The sequence below is a fragment of the Streptosporangium sp. NPDC049376 genome (assembly GCF_044466505.1).
Taxonomy (GTDB): Bacteria; Actinomycetota; Actinomycetes; order Streptosporangiales; family Streptosporangiaceae; genus Streptosporangium.
Genome location: NZ_JBITMT010000005.1, coordinates 267090 through 280424, shown reverse-complemented (window position 1 = coordinate 280424; position 13335 = coordinate 267090). Strand labels below are relative to the sequence as shown.

At 71.5% G+C, this 13335-nt stretch carries 11 protein-coding genes; 1 reads left to right on the top strand and 10 read right to left on the bottom strand.

Going from position 1 to position 13335, the window contains the following annotated elements:
* Window positions 1-9: 9 nt before the first annotated feature.
* Window positions 10-744 carry a 3-oxoacyl-ACP reductase family protein gene (locus tag ACIBVQ_RS16815; RefSeq protein WP_352010506.1) on the bottom strand — a complete coding sequence of 245 codons (735 nt, stop codon included), beginning with the start codon at window positions 742-744 and terminating at the stop codon, window positions 10-12.
* 232 nt (window positions 745-976) lie between these two features.
* On the opposite strand from ACIBVQ_RS16815, the gene ACIBVQ_RS16810 reads away from it, so the two are divergent.
* On the top strand, window positions 977-1561 hold the full coding sequence (locus ACIBVQ_RS16810) for a TetR family transcriptional regulator (RefSeq protein WP_399178335.1): 585 nt from the start codon (window positions 977-979) through the stop codon (window positions 1559-1561).
* A gap of 9 nt (window positions 1562-1570) precedes the next feature.
* Here the strand turns inward: ACIBVQ_RS16810 and ACIBVQ_RS16805 are convergent, their stop codons facing one another.
* The 9 genes from ACIBVQ_RS16805 to ACIBVQ_RS16765 all read right to left on the bottom strand — a co-directional run bounded on the left by ACIBVQ_RS16805 (window position 1571) and on the right by ACIBVQ_RS16765 (window position 13261).
* Window positions 1571-3184 carry an amylo-alpha-1,6-glucosidase gene (locus ACIBVQ_RS16805; RefSeq protein WP_399178333.1) on the bottom strand — a complete coding sequence of 538 codons (1614 nt, stop codon included), beginning with the start codon at window positions 3182-3184 and terminating at the stop codon, window positions 1571-1573.
* A complete protein-coding gene (locus ACIBVQ_RS16800) occupies window positions 3184-4038 on the bottom strand; it encodes a carbohydrate ABC transporter permease (RefSeq protein ID WP_352010503.1) in 855 nt (284 codons plus the stop codon). The genes ACIBVQ_RS16805 and ACIBVQ_RS16800 overlap by 1 nt, the downstream gene beginning before the upstream one ends.
* A 13-nt stretch (window positions 4039-4051) precedes the next feature.
* Entirely contained in the window at window positions 4052-4993 is a 942-nt protein-coding gene (locus ACIBVQ_RS16795; protein WP_399178331.1) for a carbohydrate ABC transporter permease, read from the bottom strand.
* 2 nt (window positions 4994-4995) lie between these two features.
* On the bottom strand, window positions 4996-6312 hold the full coding sequence (locus tag ACIBVQ_RS16790) for an ABC transporter substrate-binding protein (protein ID WP_399178329.1): 1317 nt from the start codon (window positions 6310-6312) through the stop codon (window positions 4996-4998).
* Between the two features lie 104 nt (window positions 6313-6416).
* Window positions 6417-7184, bottom strand: coding sequence for an SDR family NAD(P)-dependent oxidoreductase (locus tag ACIBVQ_RS16785; protein WP_352010500.1), 768 nt, complete (start codon window positions 7182-7184; stop codon window positions 6417-6419).
* Window positions 7181-8329 (bottom strand): ATP-NAD kinase family protein, encoded by a 1149-nt coding sequence (locus tag ACIBVQ_RS16780; RefSeq protein ID WP_399178327.1) that lies wholly within the window; start codon window positions 8327-8329, stop codon window positions 7181-7183. Before ACIBVQ_RS16780 ends, ACIBVQ_RS16785 begins: the two co-directional genes overlap by 4 nt.
* Window positions 8326-9885 carry an aminomethyl-transferring glycine dehydrogenase subunit GcvPB gene (gene gcvPB / locus ACIBVQ_RS16775; protein WP_362773766.1) on the bottom strand — a complete coding sequence of 520 codons (1560 nt, stop codon included), beginning with the start codon at window positions 9883-9885 and terminating at the stop codon, window positions 8326-8328. Before gcvPB ends, ACIBVQ_RS16780 begins: the two co-directional genes overlap by 4 nt.
* Window positions 9882-11213, bottom strand: coding sequence for an aminomethyl-transferring glycine dehydrogenase subunit GcvPA (gene gcvPA / locus ACIBVQ_RS16770; protein WP_362773769.1), 1332 nt, complete (start codon window positions 11211-11213; stop codon window positions 9882-9884). The genes gcvPB and gcvPA overlap by 4 nt, the downstream gene beginning before the upstream one ends.
* Window positions 11210-13261, bottom strand: coding sequence for a beta-galactosidase (locus tag ACIBVQ_RS16765; protein WP_399178324.1), 2052 nt, complete (start codon window positions 13259-13261; stop codon window positions 11210-11212). Before ACIBVQ_RS16765 ends, gcvPA begins: the two co-directional genes overlap by 4 nt.
* Window positions 13262-13335: the final 74 nt, after the last annotated feature.

Here is a 13335-nt window from a genome sequence, read left to right as displayed (position 1 = left end):
GGACCGCGGTCAGGCCGTGGTCCCGGCGTCCACGGTGACGGAGGTTCCGGTGATGTTGCGCGCGCCGGGCCCGGCCAGGTGCGCCACGGTCGCGGCGATGTCGTCGGGATCGCAGTAGCGGCCGAGCGCCGTGTAGGAGCGCTCCTCCTCCGCGTCCGGTCCGTCCGCCGGGTTCATGTCGGTGTCGGTCGAGCCGGGGTGGACGAGGTTGACGGTGATGCCCCGGGGCCCGAGGTCACGGGCCAGCCCCTTGGTGAACCCGATGAGCGCGGACTTGCTCATCGAGTACAGCGTCCAGCCGGGCGAGGTCACCCGCTCGACCAGGCTGCTGCCAATGCTGATGATCCGCCCGCCGTCCCCCATGTGCCGGACCGCCGCCTGGGCCAGCAGGAACGACGCCCTCGCGTGGACGGCCAGCGTCCGGTCCACCTCCTCCAGGGTGAAGTCCTCGATCGGGCCGTAGGGGGCGATCCCGGCGTTGTTCACCAGGATGTCCAGCCCGCCCAGTGTGGAGACGGTGCGCTCGACCGCCTCCGCCAGCGCCGTCGCGTCGGTCGCCTCGGCGGGTACGGCGAGGCCCCGGCCACCGGCCGCCTCGATCTCCCGCACCACCTCCCGCGCCTTCTCCCCGGCGCGGGCGTAGGTGATCGCGACGTCCGCGCCCTCGGCCGCCAGCCTGCGTGCGATCGCCGCACCGATGCCGCGGCTGCCTCCGGTGACGAGCGCCACCCGTCCGTTGAGCATGACATTGCCCCCTCAATGCGGAATTGATTCCGTTTCAGAGACTAGGCGGAATCGATTCCGGATCGCAAGTCGATAGGGTTGGGGGGTGCCTCGGAGCCGACGACCTCAAGCAGCGGACCCCCCAGCCGGGGATCCCCCGGCCGCGGACGCTTCAACCGCGGACACCCCGTCCGCCGGTGGTTCGGCTGCGGACACCCCGTCCGCGGGCGGCTCGGCCGTGGGCGGGTCGGCCGTGAGCGGGCCGGTCACGGGTGACCGGCCGGGCGACAGGCGCGCGGACGCGGCGCGCAACCGTGCGAAGATCCTCGCCGCCGCCGAGGAGATCGTGGCGACCCGGGGCGTCGAGGCACTGGCGATGGCGGATGTGGCCGCCGCGGCGGGTGTCGGCGTCGGCACGCTCTACCGCCGCTTCGGCGACAGGTCCGGCCTCGCCCACGCGCTCATCGACCGGCGGGAGCGGGAGTTCCAGACGACCTATCTGAGCGGCCCGCCCCCGCTCGGTCCCGGCGCGCCCGCCGCCGAGCGGATCCGCGCCTTCCTGCGCGCGCTGGCCCGCCGTACGGTCGACCAGCTCGACCTGCTGCTCGTGGCGGAGACCACCGGACCGTTCGCCCGCTTCGGCGGGGCCTACCACGCCTACCACCGCCACCTGGCGATCCTGATCGCCGACGCCCGGCCCGACCGCGACCCGTCCTTCCTGGCCGACGCCCTGCTCGCCCCGCTGGCCGCGAACCTGCTCGCCTACCGGCGAGACCTCACCCTCGACGGCGTCCAGGCGGGACTCGACGACCTCCTGACCGGCGTCCTGCCGGAGTAGCCACGGCCTTCACGTCGCCGAGGTGCCGTGAGTGGTGGCCAGGTCGAGGAAGAGGGCGCTGGACCAGCCGAAGCCCTGGGTGGCCCGGCAGGCCCGGCCGCCGGTGAGGGGGTTCCAGTACTCGTACAGGCCGCCGCCGTCGTTCACCATCCGCAGCGTCCGTACGGCCAGCTCGTCGGCGGCCTCGGCGAAGCCGGAGCGGCGCAGCCCCTCGACGAGCAGGTGGTTGACGTTGAGCCACACCGGCCCGCGCCACATCGCGTCGGGGTCGAAGTCCGGGTCGTCGAAGGCGACCGTCGGCACCGGGCGTTCGGCCCAGAAGCTCGGCGAGAGCAGGTCGGCGAGGAGCCTCTCCGCGATCGCCTCGGGCAGGCGGCCGGTGAACAGCGGCATCAGCTCAAGCGGGGTACGGCAGGCCACCTCGACCTCCCGGGAGGTCTTGGCCAGGGTGGTGAAGCGTTCGCCGTTCCAGCGCCTGGCGACGAGCAGTTCGACGTGCCCGGCGGCCCGCTCCCGCCACCCGGCCGCCTCCGCCGTACGGCCGAGCGCCTCGGCGATGTCGCCGAGCCGGTCCGCCTGCAGGGCGAGGTAGGAGTTGAGGTCGGGGGGTTCGGCCCTGGGGCCGTGGTCCCAGATCGGGCTGTCGTCCAGGCCGGACGAGTAGGGGTGGAGATACTCGGCCAGCCCGTCCCCGTCGGGGTCGGAGACGGTCAGCCACCACTCGTGGGAGCGGGCGATCGGCTCGTAGACCTCGGCGAGGAAACCCGGGTCAGGCGCCACCTCGTGGATCTTCCAGACGGCCCAGGCAAGCAGCGGTGGTTTGGTGACCGGCACGACGCCGCCGATCGGCTGCCCGGCCTCACCCGGGTCCGGCCCGCCGACCGCCGTACCGACGTGCTGGGCCAGGCGGGCGTGGTCGGAGCGGGGCAGGTCGGTGGTCTCGGCGAGCACGCCCAGGTCGTGCACCACGTCGGGGACGAGCCCGTCGGGGCGCTGGTGACCGAGCAGGATGCGGATCTGGTCACGGGCCAGTTCGGGGGCGCCGTGGCGCAGGCCGACCGCGTGGAAGCAGGCGTCCCAGTTCCAGACGCCGACGTAGCCGAACTTGGAGGGGACGACGCCCAGCCTGCCCCGCGCCTGAGCGATGGGCAGCAGGTTCACCCCGAGCGTCCACCACGCCTGTTCGGCCCGTTCCCGCAGGTCATCGGGTACGGCGGGCATCCGCCCGAACCACTCCCGCCACCGTGACGCGGCCCGTTCGAGCAGGGTGGGGCCGTCGAGTGTGGAGGCTCCGGTCAGGACCAGCGTCCCCTCGACCGCTCCCCCGCCGCCGTCCCAGACGGCCCGTGCGCCGGAGCCGGTCAGCACCAGCGTCTCCGCGTCGGCGAACACCAGCTCGACGCCGCCCTCGAAGGTGAGACGGTCGGCGTGGGCCCGCCGTACGGGCAGTTCGACGGCGCCGGAGAACAGCCGCAGGCCGGTCAGCACGGTCGTGTCCGCCAGCCGGGTCTCGTACTCGGCGCGGGCGATCCACAGGGAGCCGTCGGCGGCGGGCATCACCAGCAGCCGGGAGCCCCGGTCGGTGAAGGGGGTCCGCCCCAGGTCGCGTAGCTCGAACGTCATCAGCGTCCTCCCAGGCCGGACATGGCCATGCTGTTGAGGATGCGCCGCTGGCCGATCAGGAAGGCGATCATCATCGGGACGACCGAGATGGCCGAGGCGGCGAGGGTGAGCCCGTACTCGGTCGCGCCGTGCTGTCCGGCGAACTGGCTGACCAGCAGCGGGACGGTGGCCAGCTCGGGCGAGTTCAGGAAGATGAGCGGGAAGAAGAAGCTGTTCCAGCTCGCGAGGAAGACGATGATGCCGAGCGCGCCCATGCCGGGCCTGACGTTGGGCAGCACGATCCGCCAGAAGATCGTCCAGCGGCCCGCCCCGTCGAGACGGGCGGCCTCCTCAAGCTCGATCGGGACCGCCCTGATGAACTGGCGCAGCAGGAAGACCGCGAACGGGTTGACGTAGCCGGGCACGATCAGCGCCAGGTGGGAGTCGATCCAGCCGAGCTTGGAGAGCATCAGGTACAGCGGCACGATCGTCACCTGCGCCGGCACCATCTGGGTCGCCAGGAAGAGTCCGAACAGCAGCCCCGAGCCCCTGAAGCGGATCCTGGCGAAGGCGTAGGCGGCCATCGCCGAGGTCAGCAGGGTCAGCGCCACGTTGAGGACCGCGATGTAGAAGCTGTTCCAGTAGGCCTGGGCGAAGGGCAGCGCGCCGAAGGCGTCGGGGTAGTTCTGCGCCCGCCAGGGGTTGGGCAGCCAGTCCAGGGGCGAGTTGAGCATCTGGTGCGTGCCCTTGAACGACGTCAGCAGCATCCAGACGAACGGGAACAGCATGACGAGCCCGCCGACGGCGAGTGCGACGTGCAGGGCGATCCCGCCCAGGCGGCGGGGCAGGGAGACACCCGTGGGGATCACGGACATGGACGTCCCCCTTTCACGAGTCGTAGTGGACGAAGCGCCGTTGCACTCCGAACTGGACGAGGGTGACCAGCAGCGTCAGCGCGAGCAGGATCAGCGCGGCGGCGCTGCTCATCCCGAACTCGAACCGTTTGAAGCCCAGGTCGTAGACCTGGTAGACGATCGTGCGGGCGCCGTCGTTGTGGTCGGGGTCGACCAGCACGTAGATCTGGTCGAACGCCTGGAAGGAGCTGATCACCGCGACCACGGTCGAGAAGAAGAGGGTCGGGGAGATCATGGGCAGGGTCACCGAGCGGAAGACCCTGATCGGCCCTGCCCCGTCGATGCGGGCGGCCTCGGTCAGCGAGGGCGGGATGGTCTGCAGCCCGGCCAGGAAGATCACGACGTTGAGGCCGAGTGAGGACCAGATGGTCACGACCGCGATGGCGACGATCACCCAGTTCGGGTCTTCGAGCCAGTCGGGCGGCGTGATCCCGAACCAGTCCTGGACGGTCCTGTTCAGCACGCCGTAGTCGCCTCCGGCCAGGATGATCTGCCACATCACCGCGACCGCCACCGAGCTGGTGACGACCGGCATGAAGTAGACGACCCGGTAGAGGGTCTTGCCCCTGACGTGGTTGAGCGCGACGGCGATGAGCAGTGCGAGGCCGAGACCGAACGGGACGGTCAGGAAGGCGAGTTCGACGGTGTTCCAGACGGCCGTGCCGAAGGCGGGGTCGGACAGCTGCGCGGCGAAGTTGTCGAAGCCGACCCAGGACTTCTCGCCGAGCCCGTCCCACTTCATGAAGGCGAGCACGACGGCGAAGCCGAGGGGAAGGACCAGGAAGGCGAGCAGGCCGACGACCTGCGGGGCGAGGAAGAACGCGGCCCACCAGCCGTCCCGGCTCCGCACGCGCGCCGCCGCGCGCGCGGAGCCGGGTTTCGCGGTGGGGCGCGTCTCGGTGACGACGCCTGCCACCGCTAGCCGATCTTGCCGTCGACGAGTGCCTGCAGCTCGGTCATGCCCTGTTCGAAGGGGACCTTGCCCGTCCAGACCTTCAGCAGGTGGTCGTTGATGTCCTTGGTGAGGCCGGGGATCGCCACCTCCTCCGGGTAGTTGGCGAAGCCGGTGTCGCGGACGTCGAGGAAGGTCTGGGCGTGCGCGGGGTAGCCGCCTTCGAGCACGACCTGCTCGGCCCCCTTCACGGACGGTACGGCGCCGCCGCCCTTGAGCCGCAGGAGCTGGCCCTCCTTGCTGACGAACTCGCTCAGGAAGGTGAAGGCCTCCTTGGGGTTGGCGGAGTCCTTGTTCAGCGACAGGTAGGAGGCGGCGACCGCGCCGGGCATCGGCTGGCCCGTCTCGGACGGGAACGGCACGATGTCGTAGTTGGGCAGGTCACCGCCCTTGCGCAGGGAGTCGATCATCCAGCGTCCGCCCGCGTAGAAGCCCGCGGTTCCCTTCAGGAACTGGGTGCTGGCGCCGTTGCTCGCGGGCAGCACGTCGGCCGAAAGGAAGGTCTTGTCGGCGTAGCCCTTGGCGAGGGTCTCCAGGGCCTGGCGGGACTTGGGGTCGGTGGTGGCGACGAACTTCCCGCCGTCCCAGACCTTGCCGCCGAAGCCGCCGATGACGCTGTAGGTGGAGCCGTACCAGTTCCAGAAGATGGACCCGGCCTTGCCCGCCGCCTTGAGCTTGGCGTTCATCTCCAGGTACTTGGCCATGGTCCACTTGCCCGCGGCGTTGAGCTCGGCGGGGTCCTCGGTGATGCCGGCGTCCTTGAGGGCCTTCTTGCCGTACCAGAGGACCTCGGGGTTGGTGTCGTTGGGGACGCCGTAGACCTGGCCGTCCTTCCTGGCGCCGCCGTAGATGCCCTCGAAGAAGTCCTCCGGCTTGCTCTTGCTGTCGGGGCCCGCGAGTTTGTCGTTGAGCGGGGCGAGCACCCCGGCGGCGACGAACTTGCCCACGTTGTCGTCGCCGACGAAGAAGACGTCGGGGGCGGTCTTCGAGGTGAGCTGGGTCAGCAGCTTGGGGTGGTAGTCCTCGTACTTGGGGACGGTCTCCATCTTCAGCACGATGTTCGGGTGGCGCTTCATGAAGTCGTCGTTGAAGCCCTTGAAGAGGGCGACGTCCTCGGCCGAGCCCCAGGTCGACCATCTGATGGTGACCTTCCCTCCCTCCGCGGCGCCGCCGGTCGCGGCCCCGCCGCCACCACCGCCGCCGCTGCCGCTGCACGCCGCGGTCGCGGCGGTCGCGACGAGGGCCGCCGCGGCCAGGAACTTCTTGGACGGGGAAAAGGACACGGTGTGCCTCCTGGAGCTTTCCTTGCGGGGGGGGTGGGGGTGCTTTTCTCACGAAAAATCAGGCTTTGTGGGCGATCAGGCCTCGCGAAGGGCCCTGCGGAAGGTCACGCGAGGCCGCCACCGTCGACGACCAGCGCCGCGCCGGTGACGTAGCTGGCGGCGTCGCTCGCCAGGAACAGGACGGCCTGGGCGATCTCGTCGGGGGTTCCCGCACGGCCCATCGGGCGGTCGGCGGCGTCGGCGGCGAAGGCCGTCCAGTCCTCGGACAGCTGCCTGGCCTCCTCGCGGAGCATCGGGGTGTCGGTGTCGCCGGGGTTGACGGAGTTGACGCGGATTCCGGCCTTGGCGTGGTCGATGGCCAGGGCGCGGGTCATGTTGACCACGGCGGCCTTGGAGGCGCAGTAGGACAGGGCGTCGCCGCCGCCCTTGAGGCCCCAGCCCGAGCCGGTGTTGACGATCGAGCCGCCGTCCCTCATCGCGGGGATGGCGTGCTTGCACATGAGGAAGACCGAGCGGACGTTGACCGCCATGACGCGGTCCCACTCGTCGGCGGTCAGTTCGAGCGCGGTGGCGCGGCGGATGATCCCGGCGTTGTTGAACACCACGTGCAGCCCGCCGAAGGTCTCGACGGCGGTCCGTACGGCCCGCTCGCAGTCGGCCTCGGCGGCCACGTCCGTCTCGACGGCGACGGCCCTGCCACCCGCGGCCTCGATCTCGCGCGCGACCCGCTCCGCGCCCTGGCCGTCGATGTCGGCCACGACGACGGCCGCGCCCTGGCGACCGAACAGCAGCGCGGTGGCCGCGCCGATGCCGGACGCGCCGCCGGTGACGATGGCGACCTTGCCGCTCAGCGCGTTGGTCATGATGGTCATCGGAACTCCTCGGTGGCGGATCGAATCCGGTACAGCGCGCTCTCGCGGTGCCCGGTGATGACGGGGACGTAGCCCTCGACGAGGGCGTCCGTCGCGGGGTCTCCGGTGTCGGCCAGCAGCGGTCGTCCGCCGAGCCCGGCGAGCTTGCGCTGGGTCGCCAGGACGACGAGCCCGCCGGAGGCCATGACCTTTCTCAGTACGGCCGGGCTGATCTGCTGGTTTCCCCGGCCGAGCACGAATCCCTGCCCCCCGATCACCGAGACGACGGCGTGGGTCTCCCGCCCGTCCACGAGGTCGAGGAGCTGCCCTTCTGTCACGTCGGCGGCGACCAGCGCGCCGTCCTGGACCACGTCCACGCCCAGCAGGGTGGTGGCCAGGCCGAGCCGCCCGCCGACGGCCATGGTGGTGGCGCCGGGGCCCAGCACGTAGCGGACGCCGGGCCGCATGCGGGCGACGACCTCGGCCGCGACGGCCTCCGTCGTGCCCGGGGAGGCGGCCGATCCCAGCTTGCGGCCGGACAGGCGTTCCCTGGCCGCGGGCACGCGCAGGACCCCGTACAGCCTGGGGCCGACCTCGCCCCGCCGGTAGGCGTCCTCGTCGAGGTCGACGACCTCGGCCTCGGCCGTTTCGCGGGCATCGGCGAACTCGGCGGCCATGGCCCCCGCGGTGGCCGGGCTGAGCGCGAAGCAGCCGGAGTAGACCTTCACCCCGGCCGGGACGCCCAGCACCGGGCACGACGGCGCCCCGTCGAGCACGTCCCGCGCGGTGCCGTCTCCTCCGGCGAACAGCAGCAGGTCGACCGCCTCCCGCATGGCCTCGACGGCCGCCGTGGTGTCCCGGCCCCCGGAGGGGGCGCCGGGAACGAACGGCACCAGCCGGGGGTCGGCTCCCGCGGCCCGCGCGCTGTCCTCCCCCATCGGCCCCGCGACGGTCAGGATCGGCGTGCCGGGCCGCCTGGCCAGCAGCGCCCGTACGGCCTGCGCCGCCCGCTCCCCCGCCTTCGGGGAGGAGCCCCTGGCCAGCGCGAGCCGCTGGGCCCGCTCGCCGTCGCTGCCCTTGAGCCCGGCCGGGCCGCCGATCCCGGCGACCGGGTTGACGAGCAGGCCGACCGTGAAGCCGGGGGCGCCGGGCCGTACGGACGTCATGTCAGATGCTTGCGGGTGTAGGCGCGCCAGGTCGGCGACCACTGCTTGGGGTCGTCGAGCGAGGCGGGGTCGATCTTGTGGATCGTCTGGTTGTAGGGGGCTCCCTTGACGAACTCCGGGTCGCGGCGGGCCTCGTCGGCGACGTGGGCGAGGATCGCGGCGTACTCGTCGAGGTCCTCCTTGGAGTAGGACTCGGTGGGTTCGAGGGTGAAGGGCTCGGGGACCAGGAAGGGGTGGTGGCTGGTCCAGTAGTGCACGCCGAAGTCGGCGGCGCGCACGCCGATCTCCTCCGAGTGCACGCCCGTCTCCTCGAACAGCCCCTGCCAGGAGTAGCGGACCTGTTCGAGGCGGTTCCTGTCCCAGTGAGCGCCCGCGCCGGGAATGTCCAGCACCTTGCGCATGAGGTAGTTGTTGTTGAGCACCGCGGTCTCGGCGACCTCGCGCAGCCCGTCGGCGCCCAGCGCCATGATCCAGGCGTAGGCGCGCACCACGTTGGGGGTGACGCCCAGGAAGGGCCGCATCTTGCCGACGGACAGCGGCCGGTCGTCGTCGAGGCGGTAGCCCTCGCCGTCGAACTCGACGGTCGGGGACGGCAGGAAGGGCGCGAGCGCCTCGGAGACGCAGCTGGCCCCCGCCGCCGGGCCACCGCAGGCGTGCGGGGTCGAGAAGGTCTTGTGCAGGTTGAAGTGGCACAGGTCGAACCCGGCGTCGGCCGCGCGGGTGACGCCCAGCAGCCCGTTGGCGTTGGCCTGGTCGTAGCAGGCCAGGCCACCGGCCTCGTGCACGATCCTGACGAACTCCTCGATACGCGGGTTGAAGATGCCCGTGTCCTCGGGGTTGGTGATCAGCAGGGCCGCGGTCCTGGGCCCGGCGGCGGCGCGCAGCGCCTCGATGTCCGGGTAGCCGTTCTCGTCGGGCAGCAGCGTGATGACCTCGTACCCGGCGGCCTTGGCGCAGGCGGCGTTCGACGGGTGGGAGAACATCGTGGTGATGACCTGGTCGCGCTGTTCCGCCTCGCCCCGGGAGGCGTGGTAGGCGCGGATCATCGCGACGTTGGCGTAGATCGCGGCCGACCCTGAGGCGGGCTGGAGCGAGACCCGGTGCATGCCGGAGATCTCGGCGAGCATCCGTTCGAGGCGCCAGTAGATCTCCAGGACGCCCTGCACGGTGTCCTCCGGCTGGAGGGGGTGCAGCTCGGCGATCCTGGGGTCGTTGACGAACCGGTCGTTGACCTTGGGGCTGTACTTCATCGTGCAGGTCCCCTGGCCGACGGCGATGGCCTGGTCGACGCCCAGGTTCTCCTGGGAGAGCCTGACGTAGTGCCGCAGCACGTGCAGCTGCGACATCTCCGGCAGCCTCGGCGGCTCGGCACGCCGTACCGAGGCGGGCAGCTCGACCGCGGGCACCCCGGCGGCCGGTACGGCCACGCCCCTGCGTCCCGGCCGTGACTGCTCGAAGATGATCGGCTCGTCCCAGCGGGCCTGGTGGAAGCGGCGCAGCGGCGGCTTCGGCGCGACCGGCAGCTCGGCGAACGGCTCTCCCGCGTGCCCACTCATGCCAGCCCCTCCCGTACGGCTGCCGCCAGCCGGTCGATGTCGTCCTTCGAGTGCAGTTCGGTCACGCAGACCAGCAGCGTGCGGTCGTCCAGGCGGACGCCGCCGAGGATGCCGTGCTCCCGGAGCACGGCCAGGAGCGCGTCGCAGGACGGCACCTCGATCGTGAACTCGCGGAAGTGCACGGAGCCGGAGTGCGGCACCGTGGCCCCGGCCTCCGCCAGGCGGTCCATGGCGTAGCGGGTGCGGGCCAGGATGGTCTCGCCGATCTCGCGCATGCCCTGCGGGCCCATCAGCGCGAGGTAGACGCCCGCGGTGATGCCCCACAGGGCGGCCGCGGTGCCCACCCACTCCTTGCCCTCCTCGCGCAGGGCGAAGGAGGTCCGGTCGTAGAAGACGTCGCCGAAACCGTACTCGCCGGGGACCGTGGTCGGCGCGATGCCGAACAGGCGCGAGGGGAACTCCGCAACCAGGCGCTCCTCGTCGCGGGTCGCGATGTATCCCGCCTGGCCGCCGCCGTAGTTCTGGTGCATGCCGAGCGACTGGATGTCGCCGCAGGCGATGTCGGCGCCGTAGGAGGCGGGCGGGGCGAGCACGCCCAGCGAGATCGGGTCGGCGGAGACGACCAGGAGGGCGCCCGCCGCGTGCGCGAGGTCGGCCAGTTCCCGGCCCCTGGTCTCCACGACGCCGTAGACGTTGGGGGTCTCCAGGTAGATCGCGGCGTAGGTCTCGTCGATCTCGACCTCGCCGATCTCGCCGTCCGGCCCGACGGGGGCGACGACCAGGTCGATGTCGTGGCCGAGGAAGTCGCGCAGCTTACTCATCCTGTCGGCGGAGACGGCCCCGCTGACCAGCGCCCTGGACCGTCCGGTGTAGCGGGCCGCCATCCTGATCGCGGTCCCGGCCGCCTGGTGGCCGTCGTAGGTGGGGACGTTGACGACGTCCATCTCCAGCAGCTCGGCCATCATGCTGACGTACTCGAAGATCGCCTGGAAACGCCCGTGGTCCTCGTACGGCTCGCCCGCGTAGGCGGTGAGGAACTCGCTCCTGCCGTTGACCTCGTCGCAGACGGCCGGCACGTGGTGCGGGTAGCAGCCGTGCCCCAGGAAGCTGAGCACCTGGGTGGTGTCGACGTTGCGCGCCAGCAGGGCGCGCATGTGGGCGACCAGCTCCTGTTCCGAGGCCAGCGGCGCGGGCAGGTCGAGCGGCCTGCGCAGGCGCAGCCCCTCCGGGATGTCCGCGTAGAGGTCCTCGACGCTCGCGGCGCCGACGGCGGCGAGCATCTCGGCCCGTACGCCGGGCTCGGCGTTCGGGATGTAGGGGTGTGTCACCGTTCTCCTTCGTTCGTCAGCGGGCTCTCCGTGTCCGTACGGCGGGCGCCGGAGTTCGCCAGGCGCAGCACGACGGCGTCGCGGCCCGGGATCTCGATCGGGCCCGCGAGGTCACGGCCGGTGAGCAGGTCGGTTCCCGGCTCGGCGAGGTCCACCTTCACCGGGTCTGTCGTGTGGTTGAGCAGGAAGAGGTGGTCGCCTCTGCGGGTGGCCTCGACGCCCTCCGGCACCACGGCCACCGGCTCGACTCCCGCGGCGGCCAGGACCTCCGTCAGGACCGGGGTGACGTCCTCAGGCAGGCAACCGAGGTAGACGGCCTTGCCGCGCCTGGTGATCGCGGCCTGTCCGTCCAGGTCGCCGCCCTCGTAGCGGGCGAGCACCTCGGTGCCCCCGAAGGCGTCCCCGAGGGTGTCCCCGGAGGCGTCCTCGACGCGCAGCCACTCGGCCCAGGTCCGCGCCGGTACGACCCGCCCGGCCAGCCGCAGGGGTTGGACCGTTCCCTCGGGCAGCGGCCAGAACTCGTCGACCGTCACACCGAGCAGGGCGCGCAACGGGCCGGGAGCGCCGCCCTCGTGGACCTGGTCGTCGGAGTCGACGACGCCGCTGAACGGGCCGACGACGAGGTGACCGGGGAAGGCTTCGAGCCAGGCGGCCTGTTCCCCGGTGCACATGTAGAGGTTGGGGGCGATCACCACGCGGTAGCCGGACAGGTCGCCCAGCGGCGGGACCAGGTCGACCGCGACGCCCGCGGCGTGCAGCGGTCCGTACCACGCCTGCAGGAGTTCCTTGAGCCTGAGCCGGTTGGACGGCATCGACTCCGGGGCCTCAAGACCCCACCAGCTGTCCCAGCCGAGGACCAGGGCGACGTGCGCCGTGGTCGGGGTTCCGGCGACCTCGGCGAGCCGTTTGAGGTCGGCGCCGAGGGCGAGGGTGTCCCGCCAGCCCCGGGAGGCGACGCCGCCGTGCGGCAGCAGCGCCGAGTGGAACTTCTCCGGCCCGTACTTCGCCTGCCGCCACTGGAAGAACATGGCGCCGTCGGCGCCGTGCGCCACGGCCTGCAGGCTGTGCAGGCGCATCATCCCCGGCGGCTTGGGCGCGTTGACCTCGCGCCAGCTCACCGCGCTCGCGGCCTGTTCGAGCAGGATCCACGGCTGCCGCCGCAGCGAGCGCATGAGGTCGTAGCTGAGCGCGACGGTCACGTGCGAGGTGGGGTCGGCGGGGTCGGGGTAGGCGTCGTCGCTGACGACGTCCTCGGCCCCGGCCCACTTCCAGTAGTCCAGGCCGTGCAGGACGCTCATGAAGTTGGTGGTCACCGGGATCTCCGGGGTGACCTCCCGCAGCACCTCCCGCTCCAGTTCGAAGCATTCGAGCAGCGCGTCGGAGCAGAAGCGGCGCCAGTCGAGCAGTTGCGCGGGGTTGACCGGCCCCGGCGCCTTCCTGGGCGGGTTGACCTGGTCGAACGCGGTGTAGTGCTGTCCCCAGCAGGAGGTGCCCCAGGCGGCGTTGAGGCCGTCGACCGATCCGTGGCGTTCGCGCAGCCAGCGGCGGAAGTGCCTGGCCGACTCCTCGCAGAAGCATTCGAGCGTGTGGTCGGCGTACTCGTTGCTGATGTGCCACATGGCCAGCGCCGGGTGGTCGCCGTAGCGTTCGGCCATGGCGCGGGCCAGCCGTACGGTCGCGGTGCGGAAGACCGGGGAGCTCGGGCAGTAGCTCTGCCGGGAGCCGAAGTCGAGGCGGGTGCCGGTGGCGTCCACGGGGAGCACCTGCGGGTGCTCGCGGACCAGCCAGGGCGGCGGGGTCGCGGTGGCGGTGGCCAGGTCGGCGGCGACGCCGTTGGCGTGGAGCAGGTCCATGACGCGGTCGAGCCAGCCGAAGTCGTACTCGCCGGGGCGGGGTTCCAGGCGTGACCAGGAGAAGACCGCGACGGTCGCCATGTTCACCCCCGCCTCGGCCATCAGCCGGACGTCCTCGTCCCAGACGTGCTCCGGCCACTGTTCGGGGTTGTAGTCCCCGCCGAACAGCAGACCGGAAACCCTGGTCAGGCCCACCCGAAACTCCAATCTGTGCCATGTACTATTTTGTATGCAGAATTCATAGTGCAGTATTTTGTACTGCGTCAAGT

Coding starts and splice junctions, on each gene's coding strand:
- gcvPB (WP_362773766.1), bottom strand. CDS start 9,885: ATGAGTGGGCACGCGGGAGAGCCGTTCGCCGAGCTGCCGGTCGCGCCG.
- ACIBVQ_RS16785 (WP_352010500.1), bottom strand. CDS start 7,184: ATGACCATCATGACCAACGCGCTGAGCGGCAAGGTCGCCATCGTCACC.
- ACIBVQ_RS16800 (WP_352010503.1), bottom strand. CDS start 4,038: ATGTCCGTGATCCCCACGGGTGTCTCCCTGCCCCGCCGCCTGGGCGGG.
- ACIBVQ_RS16805 (WP_399178333.1), bottom strand. CDS start 3,184: ATGACGTTCGAGCTACGCGACCTGGGGCGGACCCCCTTCACCGACCGG.
- ACIBVQ_RS16780 (WP_399178327.1), bottom strand. CDS start 8,329: ATGACGTCCGTACGGCCCGGCGCCCCCGGCTTCACGGTCGGCCTGCTC.
- ACIBVQ_RS16815 (WP_352010506.1), bottom strand. CDS start 744: ATGCTCAACGGACGGGTGGCGCTCGTCACCGGAGGCAGCCGCGGCATC.